We start from the raw sequence: 19503 nt of genomic DNA on the forward strand, positions 1-19503 counted from the left end.
GGCGGTCGCCTCTGGCGGTCGCCTCTGGCCGCGCCTATGCTGACCGGGTCACAGCGAACTCGATGAGGAGTGACGATGCGTTCGACGGGGTGGTCGGCAGGTGCGGGATCGGAATCGGCGGGTCGGGGGACCAGCAGCCGGGGGATCGGCAGCGGGCGCAGGCGCCGCGCTGCGGCATCCGTCGCCGCGATGGCGCTCGTCGGCGCCGCGCTGTTCGGTGGGGCCGCAGCCGCGAGCGCCGCGCCACAACCGACGCAGGCGCCGGGTGCCCCAGGCGCCCAGGCGACCTGGACCACGGGAGCCAAGCAGGGGGTCGGCACCTCCACGACCCCGGACTCCAAGGTCTGGTACACCCTCTCGGAGGGCACGCTCGCCGAGGTCTACTACCCACGGGTCGACGTGGCGAACAGCCGCAGCCTCGAGCTCATCGTCACCGACGGCTCGACGTTCACCGACCTCGAGTCTCGCGACACGACGCACGAGGTGAGCCTCGCCGACCCGCGGGCGCTCGTGTACACGCAGACCAATACCGACAAGGACGGCCGGTACCAGATCGTCAAGACGACGTTCACCGATCCCGCGCGCTCGAGCGTGATCATCGACCTGTCGGTCCGCTCGCTCGACGGCGGCACCTATCGGGTGTTCGCCCAGTACGACCCGTCGCTGGCCAACAGCGGCCGGCACGATTCGGCGCGGTTCTGGCGCGGAGCCCTCGTCGCGGAAGACTTGGCCGGCGACCCCGGCACCGGTGCTGACCCCATCGCCAGCGCCCTCGTCGCCGACAAGGGCTTCGTCGCGACGTCCAACGGGTTCGCCGGCGTCAGCGACGGCTGGACCGACCTCGCCGGCGATCGCCGCCTCGACAATCGCTACGCGCAGGCGCTCGACGGCAACGTCGTGCAGACCGCCGAGCTGAAGCTCACGGGGCCCGCGAAGAACGCCTCCGCGACCCTCGTGCTCGGATTCGGGGCATCCGCCGACGCTGCACGCAAGACCGCCCTCGCGAGCCTCGGCACGGCCGGCAAGGGCGCCGACGCAGCCGCCGCGGCCTACGCCGACGGCTGGCACGCCTACCTCGACAGCGTCAGCGCGCCGCCGGCGAGCGTGGTCGGCGATGCCGGGCTCACCACCCAGTACCAGGTCGCCGCGATGACGCTGAAGGCGCACGAGGACAAGACCTACCGGGGCGCGAACATCGCCTCGCTCACGATTCCGTGGGGCCAGGCGCAGAACGCGAACGAGGCCGGCGTCGGCGGGTACCACCTCGTGTGGGCGCGCGACCTCTACCAGGTCGCGACCGCGCAGATCGCACTCGGCGATTCGGATGCCGCGAACCGCTCCCTCGACTACCTCTTCGACGTGCAGCAGAAGAGCGACGGGTCGTTCCCGCAGAACTCGCTGCTCGACGGCACCCCGTACTGGGGTGGCCTGCAGCTCGACGAGGTCGCGTTCCCGATCGTGCTGGCCTGGTCGCTCGGGCGAACGGATGCCACGACCTGGGCCGAGCACGTGAAGACCGCCGCCGACTTCCTGGTCGCCCACGGCCCGTCGACGCCGCAGGAGCGCTGGGAGGAGGAGGGCGGCTACTCGCCGAGCACCATCGCCGCCGAGATCGCCGGACTCACGGCCGCCGCGTCGATCGCCGAGACGAACGGCGACGAGGCATCCGCCGCCATCTACACGGGCGTGGCCGACGACTGGCAGCGCAAGGTGCAGGGCTGGACGTTCACCACCACGGGCCCGCTCGGCAACGGGCAGTACTACGAGCGCATCGACGACAACGGCGACCCGAACGACGGGCACACGCTCGACATCAACAACGGCGGCGGCGCGTGGGACGAGCGCACGATCGTCGATGCCGGGTTCCTCGACCTGGTGCGCCTCGGCGTGAAGCCGGCCGCGGATGCCGCGATCATCGAATCGCTCCCCGAGGTCGATGCGACGATCAAGGTCGACACCCCGAACGGCGCGCTCTGGTACCGCTACAACCACGACGGCTACGGCGAGAAGGCCGACGGGTCGCCCTACGACGGCACCGGCATCGGCCGGCTCTGGCCGCTCCTGTCGGGTGAGCGGGGCGAGTACGAGCTCGCGAACGGCCGCTCGGCCACGACGTTCCTCGACACGATGGCCGCAACCGCCAACGACGGGTACATGATCCCCGAGCAGGTCTGGGACCAGCCGGATGCCGCGGGCTTCGTGCTCGGCGAGGGCACCGGCTCGGCGACGCCGCTGGCCTGGTCGATGGCCGCGTTCGTGCGGCTCGCCCAGTCGATCGACGCAGGCAGGCCGGTCGCGACGCCCTCCGTCGTCGCCGACCGCTACGCCGGCGGCGCGCTTCCGGCCGGACCGAGCCTCACCGTCACGGAGCCGGTCGCCGGCGCCGTCACCACCGAGTCGACCGTCACGGTCGCGGGCTCGACCGACGCGGCATCCGTGTGGGTGGCGGTCGGCGGGCACGCCGTCGAGGCATCCGTCATCGGGGGCGCCTTCACCGCGGAGGTGCCCGTCGTGCTCGGCGCGAACACCATCACCGTGGTGGCGGTGGGCGCCGACGGCGGCACGACGGCCGTGCAGGTGCGGATCACGTCGACGAACTTCGGCACGGCGGTCGGCACGGTCGACGACCCCACGGGCGACGACAACGGCCCGGGCGACTACGTGTACCCGACGAACGGCGCCTTCAACCCCGGCGCGTTCGACCTCACCCAGCTCGGCGTCTACGACGACGGCAACTCGATCAACTTCGTCACGACGCTCGCGGGTGAGATCAACAACCCGTGGGGCGGCAACCAGATGTCGGTGCAGCGGGTGGACGTCTACGTGAGCACGGATGCCGCGGGCGCCGCCGTCGCGGCCCGGCCCGGCACCAACGCGAACCTCGCCCACCCGTACGACTTCGTCGTCGGCGGATCGGGATTCATCCAGCCTGCCGTGCGCGATGCGACCGACGCGGTGCTCGCGAACGCCACCCTGCTCGTGCTGCCCGCGACGCACCAGATCGCGATGTCGGTGCCGAAGGGCGTGTTCGACGGGGTCGACCTCGCGAGCGCGACGTACCAGGTCGCCCTGATGTCGCACGCGGATCCGAACGGCGAGGGCACCGGCGGCATCCGGCCGGTCTACGACTTCGACTACTGGAACACGAGCCCCGACATCGGGTTCGGCTGGATCAAGGAGTACCGCTTCGGCGGCGGCGCCGGCGTGTGGACCGGCGACACCGACGCGCACGACACCGACACGCGCGACCCCAACACCATCGACGTGCTCGTGCCCGACGGCGCGACACAGTCGACGGTGCTCGACTGGCGCGCAGGGTCGCCCGTGGTGCTGCCGTACGTGCCGCTGGGGTAGTCCTCGAGCCGAGGAACCGGGGACACGCTCAGTCGGGCAGGTCGATCGACTCGAGCGCCACGCTGAAGCCATCACCGGGCGGCAGGTCGTCGGCGAAGGAGACATCCGGTTGGAAGGTGCTGCCGCGCACCACGAGCCACGACCCGTCGAGCGGCACCAGCACCACGCGTTCGTCGCCGCCCCACCCGAACGGCATCGCCTCGACGGCCAGCCAGCCCGTCTCCGTCTTCGCCCTGGCGTCGATCTGGGTGGCGGCCACGCCGTCGACCATGACCTCGCGCTGGTCGAGGATCTCGAGGTCGGGGTGCGACAGCGTCCACGCCACTGGGTCGGCCGGAACGGCTTCGGGCTCCGTCGACCCCGGCGCATATGCCACGTCGGGTACGTAGGCGATGAGGTCGCTCCAGACCTCGTCGTCGGGGGGCGTGCCGGGCGGGACGGGGAGCTGATGCACGAGCTGGCCCTGGATGCGGTCGGTCGTGTTCCACGGCGCCGCGAGGATGCCGATCGTCGTGCCGTCGGTGAACGCGAAGGTGCCCTCGACCGTCGCCGGCGCGGCCGCATCGGCGCTCTCCGGTGCCTTCGCGGATGGCGACGCCGACGCGTCGGCGGTGGACTGGGCTTCGCCGGCGGCGCCGGAGGGAGCGCAGGCGGTGGTCGCGAGCAGCAGGCAGCCGGTCGCGGCGAGGAGGACCGTTCGGATCTCGATGCTGGACATGGTCGCACCCTAGATCCGGCTGGAGGCCCCTGTCTGGTGGCGCTTCCGCCACTGTCGCCCGACGGCTCACGGCACGACACGAGGTGCTCGGTGCTGGCCCTGAAGGCGATCACCGCGCGAGGGGAGGAGAATACGCGCATGGTGGGGGCCCGTTTCGAAGCCGACGTCATCAGTCTCGCCCGCGCTGGCGCGGAGGGAGCCGAGGTCATGCCGGAGGCGCTCGCGCTCCTCGACCGCCACATCGGTGCGACGGTGCTCAGCGTCTCGATGATGTCGCTCGGCAGCGAGGTTCCTGCCGAGGTGGCGTTGCGCGGCTCCGCCCCGCTCACCGCCGCCGAGACCGCCGAGTGGCAGCGGCTCATCGGCACGCACCCGTACTTCGCGCACATCGTCACGAGCACGCCCAGCACGTCGCGGCTCACCGACGTGGTCGACCTCGAGCGGTTCCAGCACAGCGAGGTCTACGAGCGGCTGCTGCAGCCGAGGGCCTCGCGGTACCAGGTCGCGCTGCCCCTCGAACGAACGCCGCACCGGATGGTGCTGATGTCGCTCTGGCGCGATCGGGCCGACTTCACCGACGACGAGGTCGTCGCCCTCGAACTGTTCCGCACCGCGGTCGCCGCGGCACTCGCGTTCCGCGCCGCGATCGAGTCGCTGCAGTCGCGTGCCCGAGTGACGGACGCCGCACCCCGACGCCTCACGCCGCGACAGCGGCAGGTCGCCGCGCTCGTCGAGCTCGGCCTGACGAACGGGCAGATCGGCGCTCGCCTGGGCCTCACCGAGCGGACGGTCCGCAAGCACGTCGGCGACCTGTTCGTCGCGCTCGAGTGCGACAGTCGCACCCTGATCGCGGTGCGCTGGCGCGCGGCGGCACCGTCCTGAACACCGCTCGCCGGTCGAGGAGCGCGCAGCGCGTATCGAGGCCCCTGCCGGTCGAGGAGCGCGCAGCGCGTATCGAGACCACGCTCACCCGTCAGGCGCTCGCCCCGAGTCCGGGCGTTCGCCGTCGCGGCGCTACCCGAGCGGCACGCGGAACAGCTCGGTGCGTGCCACCACCCGGTCGCGCTCTGCGGTGAGCTCGAGCCGCCGGGGGTCGGCGAGGTACGCGTCGAGCAGTTCCTGGCTCGGGACCGCGTAGAGCTGGACCTCGGTCGGATGCTCCGGCCCGCGATCGCTGCGCAGCCGCTCGATCACCTGGACGCCGTAGTCCGCAAGCAGTGCGAGCACGCGATCCTCGTAGGCGACGAGGTCGTCCTCGAGTCCCGGCCGGGCCCAGAGCAGGCAGCACAGGGTGAACGAGCCGGCAGCTCCCTCGCCGACGGGGGCGCCGGCCGCCTTCCGCCCCGCTGGGCGCCACGATCGGTCGCCCCATCGCAGCACTCCCTCGACGCCGGAGTACCCCGCGCCGTGCACCAGCATCGCCACGAACGCGCTGCCGAGCAGCACCGCCCCGGCGATCCAGCTGACGTCCCAGAACGTCGTGACGATGCCGGCGAACGCGGTGCCCATCGCGAGCGAGCGCGCCACGGTCACGCTGCGCGACGACGCGAGGCGATGGCGGTACAGCTCCTGCCCGTTCAGCATGATCAGCGCGGCGAGCATCGGGATGGCGACGGCGAAGAGGATGAGGCTCGTCAGCCCGAGCGGCGACGGAGCGGCATCCGTGATCAGGGGCTGCGCGAGCACGACGCTGATGCCGACGAGGCCGCCGTACATGAGGTTGTTCTGCCGCAGCCATTCGTCGGCGAGGCCGGGTTCGCGCCGCAGCTCCTGCTCGATGTACTCGTCGTCGCGCACCGCGCCTCCGTTCGGACCCTCGTGGGCATTCTGCCAGTGTGGCGTGGACCGAATGTCCCCCATCGTCCGCGGAACCGCGCCGTTCGTGCCCCCTTCGGGTGGCATTATGCAGGTACATATGATAGGCAAGGCATGAGTCGAGCCCGCTCCTTGGGCACGGTATCAATGGCGATATCGCGACCGAAGAGCGAGGAGACAGCCATGAGCGCACGCGCTTTCACCACCAGACTGGCCACCGTCGGGGCCGTGATCGGGCTGGCATTGGCGACACTGACGGCCGTCGCGCCGGCATCGGCACAGCCCATGTCGGGCACGAGCCAGACCACCACGGCGACGTACAGCTGCAGCTACTTCAGCGGCCGCACGGTGACCGCCGACACCGTCAGCGTGAGTCCCGTTGCGCTCAAGAAGGGCGAGGTCATCGGCGTGACGGTCTCTCCGGCGCGCACCGGCGACACGATCATCCTGAGCGTCGGCTCCGGCTTCACCGTCAACATGTACGAGGCCGCAGCCACGTCGGGCCTCAAGTTCACGGCACCGGCCGACGGCAGCTACGGCCTCGGCTGGTCGCTCGAGGCATCCGGAACTCGCCCGTCGAGCATCACCTGGTCGTTCACCTGCTCGTCGGGCGGCACGTCGACGACCATCGCCGACGCCGACCGCGACGGCGTCGCCGACAGCAGCGACTCGTGCCCCTCGACCACGCTGCCCGACTCCGTGAAGAAGCCCCTCTCGGGTCGCTACTCCGCCCGCTCGACCGGCAGCTTCCTCGACGGCACGGGCGTCTCCTCGGGCCTCAAGGTGATCGACACCGGCGGATGCTCCGCGACGCAGATCGTGAAGGCGCTCGGCCTCGGCCGCACCGACCAGCAGTCGGGCATCACGCTCACCACGCTGAAGAACTGGGCGGCCACGCACTAGCCGCTCGCGCGTCGCCGGTCGAGCAGCGCGCAGCGCGTATCGAGTCCAGGCGTGGCGACGCGCCCGCTCGCGCGTCGCCGGTCGAGTGGCGCGTAGCGCGTATCGAGATCAGGCGTGCGGAGACCGCACCTGGCGGGTCTCGATACGGCGCAGCGCGCCTACTCGACCGGCGAGATGCGTCAGCCCGCCGACGAGATCGAGTCGGCGTGGCGGTGCACGACCCGCCAGTCGCCGTTCTCGCGGCGGTACACCTGCGTGGCCCGCAGCGTGAACGTCCGCGGCGCGCCATCCATCGAGGTCGCGACGCGCTCGTACCCCACCGTGTACGCCATGTCGCCGCGCACGTCGAACGAGATCAGGTCGAACTCGTAGTCGGTGCAGTTCGAGAAGCTCGACGCGACCGCGTCGAACGCCTCCACCAGTTCGCTGCGACTCGTCGCGTTGCGCCAGGCGCCGAGCACGCTCACCGGCTCCTCGCTCGACCAGATCGCCCGTCTCGGTCCGTCGTCGCCGTTGAACAGGGCTCGCTCGGCCCGCGCGAGCGACGTGTGCACCCAGGTCAGGAACTCCTCGCGGTCATTCATGGGATCAGCATGCTCCTCACCGACGGTGCCGCGCGAGGGGCAGTTGCGCTCAGGTGAGACGCTCGAGCACCTGCAGGGCTGCGCCGGCGCCGTCCTCCTGCGACATCCGCTCGGCGACGGATGCCGCGGCCGCCGCGTGCTCGGGTGCCTCCGCAAACGCCTCCGCGAGTCGGCCCGCAGTGAGCCGGCGCTGCGGGATGGGAGCCGGACCCAGCCCGCGGCGCTGCAGCAGCGAACCCCAGAACGGCTGGTCGGCGATGAACGGCACCACGACCGAGACGGTGCTCGCCGCGAGCGCGGCCTGCACGGTGCCGATGCCGCCGTGGTGCACGGCCAGGGCGGCCCGCGGAAGCACGGCGGCGTGGTCGACCGAGCGAGTCACGAGCACGTCGGCGCCGCGCGAGTCATCGGGCACGGCGATGCCGCCGAGTCCGGTCGCGACGAGGAGCCGCAGTCCGCGCGCCCGCGCCGCCGCGACGAGCGCACGCCCGCGCGCCGCGGGGTCGCCCGCGGCCATCGAGCCGAAGCCCGCGTAGGCGAACGCGCCGCCGTGCACGAAGGCGTCGACGGCCGGGTCGGGCGTCATGGCATCCGTCGTCGTCGGCGCGGCCCGCCAGGGCCCGGTCAGCACGACCGAGTCGGGCCAGTCGGCCGGGCGCGGCAGGATCGCGGGGCTGATCGGGAGCAGCGTGGCGGCCGGCGGTGACGAGTGCCGGGGCCGCCGTACGCGCATCACCGCGGCTGCATCGTCGACCTCCCGGCGGAACATCGCGCCGGCCGCCGATGCCGCCCGGTAGGTGAGCGGGTTGAACGGTCCGAGGCCGCGCGTCACCGTGCCGGCCGCGGGGAACTCCCGAGTCGGCGTCATGGCGGGCACCATCTCGACGAGCACGTGCGGGATGCCGAGCGCGTCCGCTATGAGCGGCGCCGAGAGCACCTTCGGATGGGCCACGATCGCGTCGGGCCGGAACTCCTGCGCGGCGTGCGCCGCGTTCACGATCACGCCGCGCATCACCGGGCGCACCACCTCGCGCAGGTTGCGCATCGCCGCGATCGGCGACACGCCCTGCGACTCGATCATCGCCGAGAAGTCCACGCCGAGGCTGCGCACGTCGACGCCGTTGGTGTCGACGCCCGAGCGGTCGGGCGCCGCGACGAGCACCGTATGACCGGATGCCGCGGCGCGGCGTGCCAGCGCCACGAACGGCTCGACGTCGCCGCGTGACCCTGCGGTCACCAGCAGGATCCTCATGATGCCTCCTCGGCGGCGAGGCCGGCGGCGGCGAGGAGCCGTTCGTCGGTGGTGAGTCCGTCCGTGTAGAGCTCAGCGAGGGGTACTGCGATGCGGCCCAGGGCGGCGCCGGCGTCGCCGCCGGCCCACGCGGTGAGCCGGTCGAGCAGCAGGAACGGCGCAACGCCGAGCAGCACGAGCGCGGCGGCCTGCGCGTCGGGGTCGCGCGAGGCGCGGAGCCATCCGCTCGCCGACCCCTCGGCGATCATCGCGCGAGCCACCTCGAGCAGCCGGTCGAAGAGCGCTTCGGATGCTGCGCCGCCGTCGCCGAGCATGCGCGCCACGTAGGGGCCGAACGTGCCGAGCACCTCGCCGAGCACGTCGGACGGCGACGCCGCGGCATCCTGCTTCTCGGCGATGAACCCCACGACGCGCGCGTCGCACTCCTCGCGGAGCGCCTGCTTGGTGCCGAAGTGGTGGGTCACGAGGGCGGTGCTCACGCCCGCGTGCGCCGCGATGTCGCGCATCGTGGCGCCGTCGTAGCCGTGGGCCGCGAACCGGTCGAGCGCGCTCGCGACGATGCGCGCTCGCGCGGTGAGGTCGCCGTCGACGACCGGGGCTGTACGCATGTACAGCATTCTGTCACAACGTACAGTCTTCCGCCGGTCGAGGAGCGCGGAGCGCGTATCGAGACTGCACCCGAACGACCCCCCGCGGCATCCGCCCGATCGAGCAGGAATCGAGAAGCGTGGGCCGACGGGCGTGAATAGCGTCGAGGACATGAACACCACCGACATCACCACTCTCACGTCCATCGATTCCGTCACGCTCGACGTCGCCGACGTCGACGCGGCCCGGCGGTTCTACGCCGACGCCTTCGGGCTCACCTCGCAGGTGCGCGTGCGCGCATCGGATGCCGCGACCAGCGGGTTCCGCGGGTACACCCTGTCGCTCATCGTGTCGCAGCCGGCGAACGTGCGCGCACTGTTCGACTCGGCCGTCGCCGCCGGCGCGACGGGGCTGAAGCCCGTCGAGAAGTCCCTGTGGGGCGTCGGATGCGTCGTGCAGGCGCCCGACGGCGCGATCTGGAAGGTCGCGACCTCCGCGAAGAAGGACACCCGACCGGCCGGCCGCGAGATCGACAGCATCGTCCTGCTCCTGGGGGCCGACGACGTGTCCGCGACGAAGCGGTTCTACACCGAGCGCGGACTCGCCGTGGGCAAGAGCTTCGGCAGTTACGTCGACTTCGCCATGCCGTCGAGCCCCATCGGCCTGGGCCTCTACAAGCGCCGCGCCCTCGCCAAGGACGCCGGCGTCGCCCCTGAGGGCACCGGTTCGCACCGCATCCGGATCGACGGCGACGGCGGGTCGTTCACCGACCCCGACGGCTTCGCCTGGGAGTAGCGGCCAGCCGGTCGAGGAGCGAATCGGGTATCGAGACCCGCTCGCCGACCTCGCCGGTCGAGTAGCGCGAAGCGCGTATCGAGACCCGAACGCCCGGTCCTCCCCGAGAGGGCCGGGCGTTCGCCGCGCAGTGTCAGGATGTTCGGTATGGAGGCAGGATTCGAGCGCGCAGTGGCGCCCCACCGGCGCGAACTGCTCGTGCACTGCTACCGGATGCTCGGCTCGCTGCAGGATGCCGAGGACGTGGTGCAGGAGACGATGCTGCGGGCCTGGCGCGCCTTCGATCGATTCGACCCCACGCGCGCATCGCTGCGCACCTGGCTGTACCGCATCGCCACGAACGCGTGCCTTAACGCCTTGGAATCCCGCGCCTCGCGGCCGCTCCCCTCGAGTGCCGGGCCCGCATTCGACGACCCGGATGCGGCGTTCGTACCCGCGTCCGAGGTGCCGTGGCTCCTCCCGTTCCCCAATGATCCTGAGAGCGCCGCAGTGGAGCGGAGCCGCCTGCGGCTCGCCCTCGTCGCGGCGCTGCAGTTGCTCCCGGCGCGGCAACGGGCGGCGCTCATCCTGCGAGAGGTGCTCGACCTGCCGGCCGCCGAGGTCGCCGACTCGCTCGGCATGACCACCGCGGCCGTCAACAGCGCACTCCAACGGGCGCGCGCCCGGCTCGCCGAGGCCGGCGTCGATCCCGAGGCCGCCGCGGAGCCGCCGGCCGCGCAGCGCGCGATCGTCGACCGGTACGTCGACGCATTCGAGCGAGCGGATGTCGCGGCGCTCACCGCGTTGCTCGCCGACGACGTCGTGCTCGAGATGCCGCCGATGGCCAACTGGTACCTCGGACGCGACGACTACGCCGGCTTCATGCGGCGGGTGTACCGCCTGCGCGGCACCGACTGGCACACGGAGCCCCTGTGGGCGAACGGCGAGCCGGGCTTCGCGGCCTACGTCGACGGAGCCCTGCACACGGTGCAGGTCCTCTCCGTCGAGCAGGGCCGGGTGACCCGCACGACCGTCTTCCAGTCGCCGGAGGTGTTCGCGCTGTTCGGACTTCTTCCCGCCCAGCGATGAATCGGTGTGCTCCCGCCGGTACGTACGAGTGAGATCGGCACGCGGCCGGTCCTCCAGAAGCGGGAGTGCACATGGGCAAGGTCATCGTCATCCAATTCGTCACGCTCGACGGGGTCGTCGAGGACCCCGACGGCCGCGGCGGCGCCACGTTCGGCGGGTGGGCGTTCCGCTTCGGGCCGCAGGCGATCGCGGGGGACAAGTTCCGTCTCGGGCCGGTGCTCGACACCGGCGTGCTGCTGTTCGGCCGCCGCACGTGGGAGCACTTCTCCCGGCTGTGGCCGGAACGCACCGACCCGTTCTCGGCCGCGATGAACCGGGCCCGGAAGGTCGTGGTGTCGGCCGGAGCGCCCGACCTCGGGGCGTGGGCGAACTCCGAGCGACTCGACGGCGGCCTCGTCGACGGTATCGACCGGCTCGCCGCCGACCAGGACGTGGTCGTGATCGGCAGCACGAGCGTGGTGCGCGCGCTGCAGGCGGCCGGCCGCGTGGACGAGTACCGTCTGCTCACCTTCCCCACGGTGATCGGCGACGCCGACGCGGTGCGGCTCTTCGACGCTTCGGTCGAGCTGCAGCTCGCTTCGGTCGACGCGGCCGGGCCCGCCACCCTCACCGTGCTGTCGGCCGCGCCGGTCGAGTAGCTCGGCGCGGGTCTCGGGACCCTGACAACCGACCGCGTCGTGTCGTACCGTACGCCCATGGGCACACCTGCGAGCGAGAAGTACGACGTCAAGCGCGAGCGGCGCGAGCTCTACGCGGCATCCGCTCGCGAATTCACGATCGTCGAGGTGCCGCCGATGCGCTACCTCGCGGTCGACGGGCACGGCGACCCGAACACCGCGCCCGAGTACGCCGAGGCCGTCGAGGCGCTCTTCGCCGTCGCGTACGCGGTGAAGTTCCGCAGCAAGCAGCACCTCGGTCGGGATTTCGTCGTCGCACCGCTCGAGGGGCTCTGGCGCGCCGACGACCCCGAGGCGTTCGTGACGCGCGACAAGGATGCGTGGGGATGGACGATGCTCATCAACCAGCCCGACTGGATCGACGAGGAGGTGGTCGCCGACGGCATCGCGGCCGTGCGGGCGAAGGGCGATCGCGCGGCGCTCGACCGGGTGCGGCTGCGGGAGCTCCGCGAGGGCCGCTCGGCCCAGATCCTGCACGTCGGCTCGTACGACGACGAAACGCCGACGCTCGCGCGGTTGCATCACGAGTGGATGCCGCAGCACGGCCTCGCCTTCAACGGCGACCACCACGAGATCTACCTGAGCGACGCCCGCCGCACCGCGCCCGAGAAGCTCCGCACGATCCTGCGGCAGCCGGTGCGCTCCGTCGACCGCCCGCCGGTCGCGTAGCGCGGAGCGCTCACCGTCCGCCGGTCGAGTAGCGCGCAGCGCGTATCGAGACCAGTTCGCGACGCGACGGGTGGCGGGTCTCGATACGGCGCTTCGCGCCTACTCGACCGGCGGGGGTCTCGATACGGCGCTTCGCGCCTACTCGACCGGCGGGGGTCTCGATACGGCGCTTCGCGCCTACTCGACCGGCGGGGGTCTCGATACGGCGCTTCGCGCCTACTCGACCGGCGGGGTCTCGATACGGCGCTGCGCGCCTACTCGACCGGCGGGGTCTCGATACGGCGCTTCGCGCCACTCGACCGGCGCGGGTCAGCGACCGCCGCGATCGCGCTCGTGGGCCCAGATCGCGAGCTCCACGCGGTTGCGGGCGCCGATCTTCGTCATGATGCTCGCGATGTGCGTCTTCACCGTGCTGAGCGAGATGTGCAACTCGCTCCCGATCTCGGTGTTGCCGAGGCCGCGCGCGAGCGCGGCGAGCACGTCCTCCTCGCGGTCGGTCAGCGGCGAGGCGGGGCGGGCGGGCGGCTCGGGCGCCGCGCCCGCGAACGCCTCGATGAGGCGCAAGGTCACGTTCGGGTCGATGAGCGCGTCGCCGCGGGCGGCCGCGTGCACCGCCTCGCCGAGCAGCGTCGCCCCGGCGTTCTTCAGCAGGAACCCGCGCGCGCCCGCGCGCAGTGCCCCGTAGACGTACTCATCGAGGTCGAACGTCGTGATGATGACGACCGGGATCGGGTCGGCGACCCCCGGCCCCGCGAGCTCGCGCGTCGCCTCGAGGCCGTCCATCACGGGCATCCGGATGTCGATGAGGCACACGTCGGGCCGGATGCTGCGCGCGAGCGCCACCGCCTCGGCGCCGTCGGCGGCCTCGGCCACCACCTCGATGTCGGGCTGGGCGTCGAGGATCATCCGCAGCCCCGTGCGCACGAGGTCCTGGTCGTCGGCGATGAGCACGCGCACGCTCACGTCGACCAGCCCGCCGCGCTCATGCCGCCCACCCCGCCCGCGGCAGCACCGCCGTGACCGCCCAGCCGCCGCCCTCGCCGGCGGGCACCGGCCCCGCCTCGCAGGTGCCGCCCAGCAGCGCGGCACGTTCGACCATGCCCGTGATGCCGAACCCGGGTGCAGCGGATGCCGCGGGCACGCCGTCGTCGCGCACGTGCAGCCGCACGCCGGTGGCGTCCACCTGCACACGCACCTCGATGCGGGTGGCGTCGCGTGCGTGTCGACGGGCATTCGTCACGGCCTCCTGCGCGATGCGGAACACCGCTGCGGCGACCATCGGCGGCAGTGCGTCGCCGTCGCCCTCGACGTGCACCTCCACCGCGGGGCCGCCGGCGTCGGGCTGCGCGGACCCCGGCTGGGCCGGCTCCGGCCGGGCGGACCCCGGCTGGGCCGGCTCCGGCCGGGCGGACCCCGGCTGGGCGAGGCGTCGCAGGTCGGCGATGCCGGGCGTGGGCGCGAGCTCCGCGGCATCCGCTCGCCGCAGCACCCGCACCATGGAGCGCATCTCGTCGAGCGTGCGGGAGGCCTCGCCCTCGATCACGCGCAGCACCTGGGCGGCCGCCTCGGGATCGGTGGCCGCGACGGCGGTGCCCGCCTGCGCCTGGATCGCGATCGCCGACACGTGATGGGCGACGGTGTCGTGCAGGTCGCGCGCGACCTGCTCGCGTTCGAGGAGACGCGCGCGGTCGAGCTCCCGCGCCCGGGCACCGGCCCGCCAGCGGAACGCGATGCCGAGGGTGCTCGTCATCACCACCACCGCGATGCCGCCGATGATGTCGCTCACCGTCGTCGTGCCGAGCTGCGGCGAGAGGAGTGTGCCTGCGATGACGAGTGCGCCGCCGGCGAGCATCGCGCGGCCCGTGCCCCAGCGCATCACGGCGTAGACGAGCACGAGGAAGTACGCCGTCGTGAAGAGCTGCGACTCGCCGGCGACCACGAGGCCGACGATCGTGCCGACGGCGAACGCGATCGCGAGCATCGACAGCGGGCGGATGCGGCGCCACAGCAGGGTCGGCGCGAGCGCGATGAGCACGACCGCCCAGAGCCACCGCCAGGGCACGTCGGGGCGCACGGCCGCCTCGACGAGCGCGAGCACCGGGATGACGGCGACGAGCACCCAGTCCCGCCAGACCCGGCGCGGCGGGGGCGGCGACGCGGCCGGTGCGTCCCACAGCGCGCGCACGGGGCTCGTCATGCCCTCATGATAGGCGGGCACGTGCGGCGGCCGACTCGGTTCGCGGGGTCGCGCCGGTCCGGCGAGGGGAGCGGCGTGTCCTGCGACGGATGACGACCTCGGCGACGGCGAGGTTGATCACCCAGCCCGCCCCCATGAGCACCGCGTGCGTCGCCACGTCGGGCGCGCCGTACACGAGCGTCCACGGCAGGAACGTGAAGACCTGCGTGCCGGCGCCGAGGCCGATCGCATAGGCGCGCGTCATCCAGGCGCTGTGCGTGCGAACGTCGCCCCGGCGGATCGCCACGAACGCGGCGACGATCCCGCCCGCCATGGCGGCGCCGAAGACGAGCCGCATCACCATGAGCGCGGTGCCGTTGCTCGCCGGGAGGTCGGAGAACACCGCCATCCACATGCCGGACAGCGCCCCGACCAGTCCCGCCGGGGCCGCGACCCTGCCGGCCAGGCGGTGCCACCGGTGGCGACGCAGCGAGGGCGCGAACTGCAGGGCGCCGAGCAGCAGGAACAGGCTGGCCCCGACGATGTGCAGGATGATGGGCACCGGCGCGGCGAAGAAACGGGCGTTGTCGGGCGTCACGGTCGTGGCCGTGGCCAAGTCGGTGAGCCGGAAGGCCCCGGCCGCCATCGGCACGAGGCTCAGCGCGATGAGCCCCGCCGGAACGAGCCACTCGGGGCGACGCCGCGAGCGCGGGGTGCGCGCGGCGCTTCCGGGCCCGGGGCCGGAAGCCGCGGGGATGGGCATGGGGGTGCGGATGGGGGCGGAGGCCGCGGCTGACGCGGCCGGTGCTGCTGCGGCGCGGGCGGATGTCTCGGTCATACCTCGATGCTCGCGGCCCCCTCGCCGCACGGCATCGGCCGCCCGGCTCGACCTCCCTCGGCCGATCGGCCGAGTCCCGGCCCGGTGGTCGCGCGGGCCGGCATGGGATGATCGCGACATGCCACGCGACGGGTCGACGGATGCTCGGGGGAGCCGGTGATCGTCGTGGTCGACGTCGCCAACGTGATGGGCTCGCGCCCCGACGGCTGGTGGAGGGACCGCGCCGCCGCGGCGAACCGGCTCCTCACGGGCATGCCGGGGCTCGTCGGCCGGGCGGTCGCCGCCCCCGAGGGCGGCACCGCGGTCATCGCGCAGATCGTCGCCGTGGTCGAAGGGGTGGCGAAGGCGGTCACCGCGCCCGACGGCGTGCTCGTGGTGCGCGCGCCCGCCGACGGCGACAGCACCACCGTGTCGACCGCGCAGCAGTACGCCGACACCGGTGCCCGCGTCCTCGTGGTCACCGCCGATCGTGGCCTGCGCGCCCGGCTCGCCCACGGCGTGGCGGTCGCCGGGCCGAGCTGGCTGAACGAGCTGCTCGGCCGGTAGCCCGGGCTCCGAGGAGGGTCCGGTATTTACGTAAACGCGTAATTGCAATATAGTGCAACTATGGATGCACTCTCGACGATCTTCACCGCGCTGGCCGATCCCACCAGGCGCGCGATCGTCGAGCGGCTCTCCCGGGGCGATGCGACCGTCACCGAGCTCGCCGAGCCATTCGCGCTCTCGGTGCCGACGGTGTCGCGACACGTCGCCGTGCTGGAACGCGCCGGGCTCGTGCGCAAGACCCGGCACGCCCAACAGCGCTCGTGCACGCTCGAACCAGGTCGGCTCGGCGAGGCGGAGCAGTGGATCGCCGAGTACCGGCGGTTCTTCGAGCGCCGCTTCGACGCGCTCGAGCAGCAACTCAACCAGACGTCCGACGAGGAGGACTGAGTCATGGCCGAGGTCGCCACCACCCGCGAGTTCACCATCCGCAAGCGCTTCGCAGCTTCGCGAGGTGCGCTCTACCGCGCCTGGACCGAACCCGCGCGCCTCACCTGGTTCTTCAACCCCGACCAGCCGCGACCCCACGAGCCGATCGAGGTCGACCTGCGGGTCGGCGGCGCCTGGCGCCTGCGAATGGTCATCGACGAGCAGACGGACTACCTCACGGGCGGCGTCTACCGCGAGATCGTGCCCGACCGCCGGCTGGTCTTCGTCTGGGGCGCGGTGGGCGGCTGGCCCGACCTCACCGAGGGTCTCGGCGACGCGCCCGTCGTGACGGTCGACTTCGATGACGCGGAGGGCGACGGACGCGACGGCGACGTGGCCGACGGCGGCGCGGTCATGACGGTCACCGTGACCCTCCCCGCGCACTTCGGCGATGCCGACGCGCGCCGCTGGCTCGACTACGGAATCGAGGGCGGCTGGCGCGACACCGTTGCTCGTCTCGTGCCGGCCGCGGACCGGCAGGGCCGGAACTAGCTCGCCGCCGCGTACTGCCGGCGCACCCGGCTCACGGCCTCGGGCGCCGCGGTGAACCTGCCGGCTCGCCCGTCGGCGGTCACGTAGTGCACGCGGATGCCGCGGCCCACCCTGAGAAGGCGGGTCACCTCGTACGTGGCCCCCGAGGCGCTGACGAGCGTGTCGCCGACGGCGAGGTGCCGGGTCTGCGTCAGCTCGATCTCGTCCATAGTGAGAGTGTCTCAGCAACCACCGACATCGCGGATCGATGGCCCAGCACGCTGCTACGCTCGCGCTCGTGCGCATACTCCGTCGTGTGATCGTCGTCGTCGCCGTGCTCGCGCTGGTGCTCATCGCCGCGTTCGCGGGCGTGTACCTCTGGCAGCAGCCGATCCTGCTCACCGCAACGGGCTATGCCGCGCACAACGCGTGCGCCGTCGGCGAGGTGGCCGGCCGCGACGACCCTGCGACCGACCTGCCGCCGAACCCGCTCGTGCCGTACCTGCAGGTGAGCGGGGCAGGCGATCCGACCACCGGATCGCTGCCGGGCAATCTCGCGACGCAGCACGGGTGGTACGCCGAGGGCTTCGGCTGCACGCTCGCGAACGAGCGACCCGAGCTCGGCGCGGCATCCGCCATCGACGCCGGCGCCAACCCGTTCACCGGCGCGCCGACCCCTGCGCCGGACCCCGCCCTCGACGCCGCGGTCGGGCAGGCCTTCGGCGACGACCTCTCCGACGCGGATGCCGCGGCGCTCGGCACGCGCGGCGTCGTCGTCGTGAAGAACGGCGAGCTCGTGGCCGAGCGCTACGCCGACGGCTTCGACGCCGAGACCCCGCAGCTCGGCTGGTCGATGTCGAAGAGCGTCACCGACCTGCTCGCCGGCGTGCTCGTGCAGCAGGGCGTCGTCTCGCTCGACGACGACCACCTGCGGCCCGAGTGGACCGACGAGCGCGCGAACATCACCGTCGAGCAGCTGCTGCGCATGACGAGCGGCCTCGAGTGGGACGAGACCTACGACCTCGGCACCCCGATCACGCGCATGCTCTACCTCGAGCCCGACATGGGCGCCTACGTCGCGAGCCTGCCGCTCGCGCACGAGCCCGGCACCGTGCAGCTCTACTCCAGCGGCAGCACCACGCTGCTCTGCTCGGTGCTCGCCGAGCGCACCGGCCTCGGCACCGACCTGCCCCGGCAGGCGCTGCTCGGCCCGCTCGGCCTCACGTCGGCGATCCTCGAACCGGATGCCGCGGGCACGGCGGTCTGCTCCTCCTACCTGTGGGCGACCCCGCGTGACTGGGCCGCCATCGGGCAGTTCGCGCTGCAGAACGGCGAGTGGAACGGCGAGCAGCTGCTGCCCGAGGACTGGATGGCGCGGAGCCTCACCGTCGTCGACGTCGACGAGACCGACGACCCCGGCTACGGCATGGGCTGGCGGGTCAACGTGCTGCCCGACGGCAGCCTGCGCTGGCCCGACCTGCCCGAGGACACCTACTACGCGAGCGGGCACGACGGCCAGAAGGTCATCGTCGTGCCGTCGGAGGACCTCGTGGTCGTGCGGCTCGGCTTCACCCCCGAGGCCGATGAGGAGCCGTCGGTCGTGCGGCTCGTGGCCGACGCCATCGCCGCGCTCGGCTGAGCCCACTCGCCGGTCGAGTGGCGCGAAGCGCGGTTCGAGACCCCCGCCCCGACCCGCCGGTCGCGGGAGGCCGACCAGTGGCGCCGGCACCGCGGCATCCGTAGGCTGTGCCAGACCGGCGGGCGGGGGAGCGGGCATGGTCGACTGGTTCTACAGCACGGATGCGTGGTTCACGCTGCCGCTGTTCGTGGGCGGGTTCGTGCTCGTGTCGTGCCTGATCGTGGTCGCCGTGCGTCCCCTGGTGCTGCGGCGCATCAGCGACACCGAGGAGTGGGACCGCACGCTCGGGCACGTGATCGGCACCTTCGGGATGTTCTTCGGCATCCTGCTCGCGCTCGTGGCCGTCTCGGTGTACGAGAACTACTCCGACACCCGCAGCATCACGGTCGAGGAGGCCGGGAAGGTGGGCGCCCTCTACCGCGCCACGACCGGGCTGCCCGACGACGTGGGCGAGCCCATGCGCGCGGTGCTCGACGACTACATGCAGACCGTGATCGAGCAGGACTTCCCCGACCAGCAGGCCGGCACGCTGCCGGAGGCGAGCCTCGTGCAGGTGAACGCCTTCGACGAGCTCATGCACGAGGTCGAAGCCGACACGCTGACCCAGCAGGCCGAGCTGAAGCAGGTGCTCGACTCGTTCGAGGGCTTCATCGACGCCCGGCGTGCGCGCATCGATGCCACGGCGCTCGCCCTGCCGGGGCTCTTCTGGCTCGTCATCTGGGTCGGTGCTGCGGTCAACGCCGTGCTCATCGCGTTCATGTCGGTGAAGAGCCTGCGGATGCACCTGCTCATGGCGGGGCTGCTCGCGCTCTTCATCGGGCTGGTGATCTTCGTCACGGCCGACATGGACCGCCCCTACGCGGGCAACGTCGCCGTCAATGCGGGTGCGTACCAGCGCGTGTACGAGCAGATCATCGACGATCGCTGACTCGTCGCCGGTCGAGTAGGCGCGCAGCGCCGTATCGAGACCCGCGCCGTCGGTAT

Annotated in this window: 21 protein-coding genes; 12 read left to right on the plus strand and 9 right to left on the minus strand. The window is 72.4% G+C overall.

The features are described 5' to 3' along the window. Positions 1 to 75: 75 nt before the first annotated feature. The gene (locus EDM22_RS01355; RefSeq protein ID WP_138707999.1) at positions 76 to 3354 is read left to right on the plus strand and encodes a glucan 1,4-alpha-glucosidase; all 3279 of its coding nucleotides are present in this window, start codon (positions 76 to 78) and stop codon (positions 3352 to 3354) included. A gap of 28 nt (positions 3355 to 3382) precedes the next feature. Here the strand turns inward: EDM22_RS01355 and EDM22_RS19385 are convergent, their stop codons facing one another. Beyond that, entirely contained in the window at positions 3383 to 4072 is a 690-nt protein-coding gene (locus EDM22_RS19385) for a hypothetical protein (RefSeq protein ID WP_170963959.1), read from the minus strand. A 138-nt stretch (positions 4073 to 4210) separates the two neighbouring features. Here EDM22_RS19385 and EDM22_RS19390 point away from each other — a divergent pair, with 138 nt between their 5' ends. Continuing rightward, the gene (locus EDM22_RS19390; RefSeq protein ID WP_170963960.1) at positions 4211 to 4954 is read left to right on the plus strand and encodes a helix-turn-helix transcriptional regulator; all 744 of its coding nucleotides are present in this window, start codon (positions 4211 to 4213) and stop codon (positions 4952 to 4954) included. 132 nt (positions 4955 to 5086) lie between these two features. Here EDM22_RS19390 and EDM22_RS19925 read toward each other — a convergent pair whose 3' ends face one another. Further along, a complete protein-coding gene (locus tag EDM22_RS19925) occupies positions 5087 to 5869 on the minus strand; it encodes a hypothetical protein (protein WP_245989083.1) in 783 nt (260 codons plus the stop codon). Positions 5870 to 6070: 201 nt separating this feature from the next. Between EDM22_RS19925 and EDM22_RS01375 the strand changes: the two genes are divergently transcribed. After that, a complete protein-coding gene (locus EDM22_RS01375; RefSeq protein WP_138708000.1) occupies positions 6071 to 6790 on the plus strand; it encodes a hypothetical protein in 720 nt (239 codons plus the stop codon). A 179-nt stretch (positions 6791 to 6969) separates the two neighbouring features. Here the strand turns inward: EDM22_RS01375 and EDM22_RS01380 are convergent, their stop codons facing one another. The 3 genes from EDM22_RS01380 to EDM22_RS01390 are packed head-to-tail and all read right to left on the minus strand — an operon-like array spanning position 6970 to position 9234. Then, entirely contained in the window at positions 6970 to 7374 is a 405-nt protein-coding gene (locus EDM22_RS01380; protein WP_122935222.1) for a nuclear transport factor 2 family protein, read from the minus strand. 49 nt (positions 7375 to 7423) lie between these two features. After that, positions 7424 to 8626 (minus strand): glycosyltransferase, encoded by a 1203-nt coding sequence (locus EDM22_RS01385; protein WP_245989084.1) that lies wholly within the window; start codon positions 8624 to 8626, stop codon positions 7424 to 7426. Continuing rightward, entirely contained in the window at positions 8623 to 9234 is a 612-nt protein-coding gene (locus EDM22_RS01390; RefSeq protein ID WP_170963961.1) for a TetR/AcrR family transcriptional regulator, read from the minus strand. Before EDM22_RS01390 ends, EDM22_RS01385 begins: the two co-directional genes overlap by 4 nt. Positions 9235 to 9385: 151 nt before the next feature. Between EDM22_RS01390 and EDM22_RS01395 the strand changes: the two genes are divergently transcribed. The 4 genes from EDM22_RS01395 (at position 9386) to EDM22_RS01410 (ending at position 12423) form a co-directional block, all read left to right on the plus strand. Then, the gene (locus EDM22_RS01395) at positions 9386 to 10009 is read left to right on the plus strand and encodes a VOC family protein (RefSeq protein ID WP_122935224.1); all 624 of its coding nucleotides are present in this window, start codon (positions 9386 to 9388) and stop codon (positions 10007 to 10009) included. A gap of 147 nt (positions 10010 to 10156) precedes the next feature. Further along, the gene (locus EDM22_RS01400) at positions 10157 to 11077 is read left to right on the plus strand and encodes an RNA polymerase subunit sigma-70 (protein WP_122935225.1); all 921 of its coding nucleotides are present in this window, start codon (positions 10157 to 10159) and stop codon (positions 11075 to 11077) included. A gap of 71 nt (positions 11078 to 11148) precedes the next feature. Beyond that, on the plus strand, positions 11149 to 11715 hold the full coding sequence (locus tag EDM22_RS01405; protein ID WP_122935226.1) for a dihydrofolate reductase family protein: 567 nt from the start codon (positions 11149 to 11151) through the stop codon (positions 11713 to 11715). 57 nt (positions 11716 to 11772) lie between these two features. Beyond that, complete coding sequence (locus EDM22_RS01410; RefSeq protein ID WP_122935227.1) at positions 11773 to 12423, plus strand: GyrI-like domain-containing protein; 651 nt, start codon at positions 11773 to 11775, stop codon at positions 12421 to 12423. 309 nt (positions 12424 to 12732) lie between these two features. On the opposite strand, the gene EDM22_RS01415 is transcribed toward EDM22_RS01410, so the two are convergent. Genes EDM22_RS01415 through EDM22_RS01425 form a run of 3 tightly spaced genes read right to left on the minus strand, consistent with a single transcriptional unit; the run spans position 12733 to position 15437 of the window. Then, positions 12733 to 13386, minus strand: coding sequence for a response regulator (locus tag EDM22_RS01415; RefSeq protein WP_122935228.1), 654 nt, complete (start codon positions 13384 to 13386; stop codon positions 12733 to 12735). Positions 13387 to 13405: 19 nt separating this feature from the next. Beyond that, a complete protein-coding gene (locus EDM22_RS01420) occupies positions 13406 to 14620 on the minus strand; it encodes a sensor histidine kinase (RefSeq protein WP_122935229.1) in 1215 nt (404 codons plus the stop codon). A gap of 4 nt (positions 14621 to 14624) precedes the next feature. Further along, positions 14625 to 15437, minus strand: a complete 813-nt coding sequence (locus EDM22_RS01425) for a DUF2306 domain-containing protein (protein ID WP_245989085.1) — start codon at positions 15435 to 15437, stop codon at positions 14625 to 14627. Between the two features lie 156 nt (positions 15438 to 15593). Between EDM22_RS01425 and EDM22_RS01430 the strand changes: the two genes are divergently transcribed. From EDM22_RS01430 to EDM22_RS01440, 3 genes are read left to right on the plus strand one after another with little or no spacing between them, the layout of a single operon-like run. After that, positions 15594 to 15983, plus strand: a complete 390-nt coding sequence (locus EDM22_RS01430; protein ID WP_245989086.1) for a hypothetical protein — start codon at positions 15594 to 15596, stop codon at positions 15981 to 15983. Between the two features lie 60 nt (positions 15984 to 16043). Further along, positions 16044 to 16370, plus strand: a complete 327-nt coding sequence (locus EDM22_RS01435) for an ArsR/SmtB family transcription factor (RefSeq protein WP_122935230.1) — start codon at positions 16044 to 16046, stop codon at positions 16368 to 16370. 3 nt (positions 16371 to 16373) lie between these two features. Continuing rightward, the gene (locus tag EDM22_RS01440; RefSeq protein WP_122935231.1) at positions 16374 to 16901 is read left to right on the plus strand and encodes an SRPBCC family protein; all 528 of its coding nucleotides are present in this window, start codon (positions 16374 to 16376) and stop codon (positions 16899 to 16901) included. On the opposite strand, the gene EDM22_RS01445 is transcribed toward EDM22_RS01440, so the two are convergent. After that, positions 16898 to 17110 carry a hypothetical protein gene (locus EDM22_RS01445; RefSeq protein WP_122935232.1) on the minus strand — a complete coding sequence of 71 codons (213 nt, stop codon included), beginning with the start codon at positions 17108 to 17110 and terminating at the stop codon, positions 16898 to 16900. The two genes, EDM22_RS01440 and EDM22_RS01445, sit on opposite strands and share 4 nt — an antisense overlap. A 68-nt stretch (positions 17111 to 17178) precedes the next feature. Here EDM22_RS01445 and EDM22_RS01450 point away from each other — a divergent pair, with 68 nt between their 5' ends. Next, positions 17179 to 18519: a serine hydrolase domain-containing protein gene (locus tag EDM22_RS01450; protein ID WP_245989087.1), complete on the plus strand. Its 1341-nt coding sequence runs from the start codon at positions 17179 to 17181 to the stop codon at positions 18517 to 18519. A gap of 136 nt (positions 18520 to 18655) precedes the next feature. Beyond that, positions 18656 to 19447: a bestrophin-like domain gene (locus EDM22_RS01455; RefSeq protein ID WP_170963962.1), complete on the plus strand. Its 792-nt coding sequence runs from the start codon at positions 18656 to 18658 to the stop codon at positions 19445 to 19447. Positions 19448 to 19503: the final 56 nt, after the last annotated feature.

The organism is Agromyces tardus (assembly GCF_003710805.1).
GTDB classification, from domain to species: Bacteria; Actinomycetota; Actinomycetes; order Actinomycetales; family Microbacteriaceae; genus Agromyces; species Agromyces tardus.

Coding starts and splice junctions, on each gene's coding strand:
- EDM22_RS01355 (WP_138707999.1), top strand. CDS start 76: ATGCGTTCGACGGGGTGGTCGGCAGGTGCGGGATCGGAATCGGCGGGT.
- EDM22_RS19385 (WP_170963959.1), bottom strand. CDS start 4,072: ATGTCCAGCATCGAGATCCGAACGGTCCTCCTCGCCGCGACCGGCTGC.
- EDM22_RS19390 (WP_170963960.1), top strand. CDS start 4,211: ATGGTGGGGGCCCGTTTCGAAGCCGACGTCATCAGTCTCGCCCGCGCT.
- EDM22_RS01375 (WP_138708000.1), top strand. CDS start 6,071: ATGAGCGCACGCGCTTTCACCACCAGACTGGCCACCGTCGGGGCCGTG.
- EDM22_RS01380 (WP_122935222.1), bottom strand. CDS start 7,374: ATGAATGACCGCGAGGAGTTCCTGACCTGGGTGCACACGTCGCTCGCG.
- EDM22_RS01385 (WP_245989084.1), bottom strand. CDS start 8,626: ATGAGGATCCTGCTGGTGACCGCAGGGTCACGCGGCGACGTCGAGCCG.
- EDM22_RS01390 (WP_170963961.1), bottom strand. CDS start 9,234: ATGCGTACAGCCCCGGTCGTCGACGGCGACCTCACCGCGCGAGCGCGC.
- EDM22_RS01395 (WP_122935224.1), top strand. CDS start 9,386: ATGAACACCACCGACATCACCACTCTCACGTCCATCGATTCCGTCACG.
- EDM22_RS01400 (WP_122935225.1), top strand. CDS start 10,157: ATGGAGGCAGGATTCGAGCGCGCAGTGGCGCCCCACCGGCGCGAACTG.
- EDM22_RS01405 (WP_122935226.1), top strand. CDS start 11,149: ATGGGCAAGGTCATCGTCATCCAATTCGTCACGCTCGACGGGGTCGTC.
- EDM22_RS01410 (WP_122935227.1), top strand. CDS start 11,773: ATGGGCACACCTGCGAGCGAGAAGTACGACGTCAAGCGCGAGCGGCGC.
- EDM22_RS01420 (WP_122935229.1), bottom strand. CDS start 14,620: ATGACGAGCCCCGTGCGCGCGCTGTGGGACGCACCGGCCGCGTCGCCG.
- EDM22_RS01425 (WP_245989085.1), bottom strand. CDS start 15,437: ATGACCGAGACATCCGCCCGCGCCGCAGCAGCACCGGCCGCGTCAGCC.
- EDM22_RS01435 (WP_122935230.1), top strand. CDS start 16,044: ATGGATGCACTCTCGACGATCTTCACCGCGCTGGCCGATCCCACCAGG.
- EDM22_RS01440 (WP_122935231.1), top strand. CDS start 16,374: ATGGCCGAGGTCGCCACCACCCGCGAGTTCACCATCCGCAAGCGCTTC.
- EDM22_RS01445 (WP_122935232.1), bottom strand. CDS start 17,110: ATGGACGAGATCGAGCTGACGCAGACCCGGCACCTCGCCGTCGGCGAC.
- EDM22_RS01455 (WP_170963962.1), top strand. CDS start 18,656: ATGGTCGACTGGTTCTACAGCACGGATGCGTGGTTCACGCTGCCGCTG.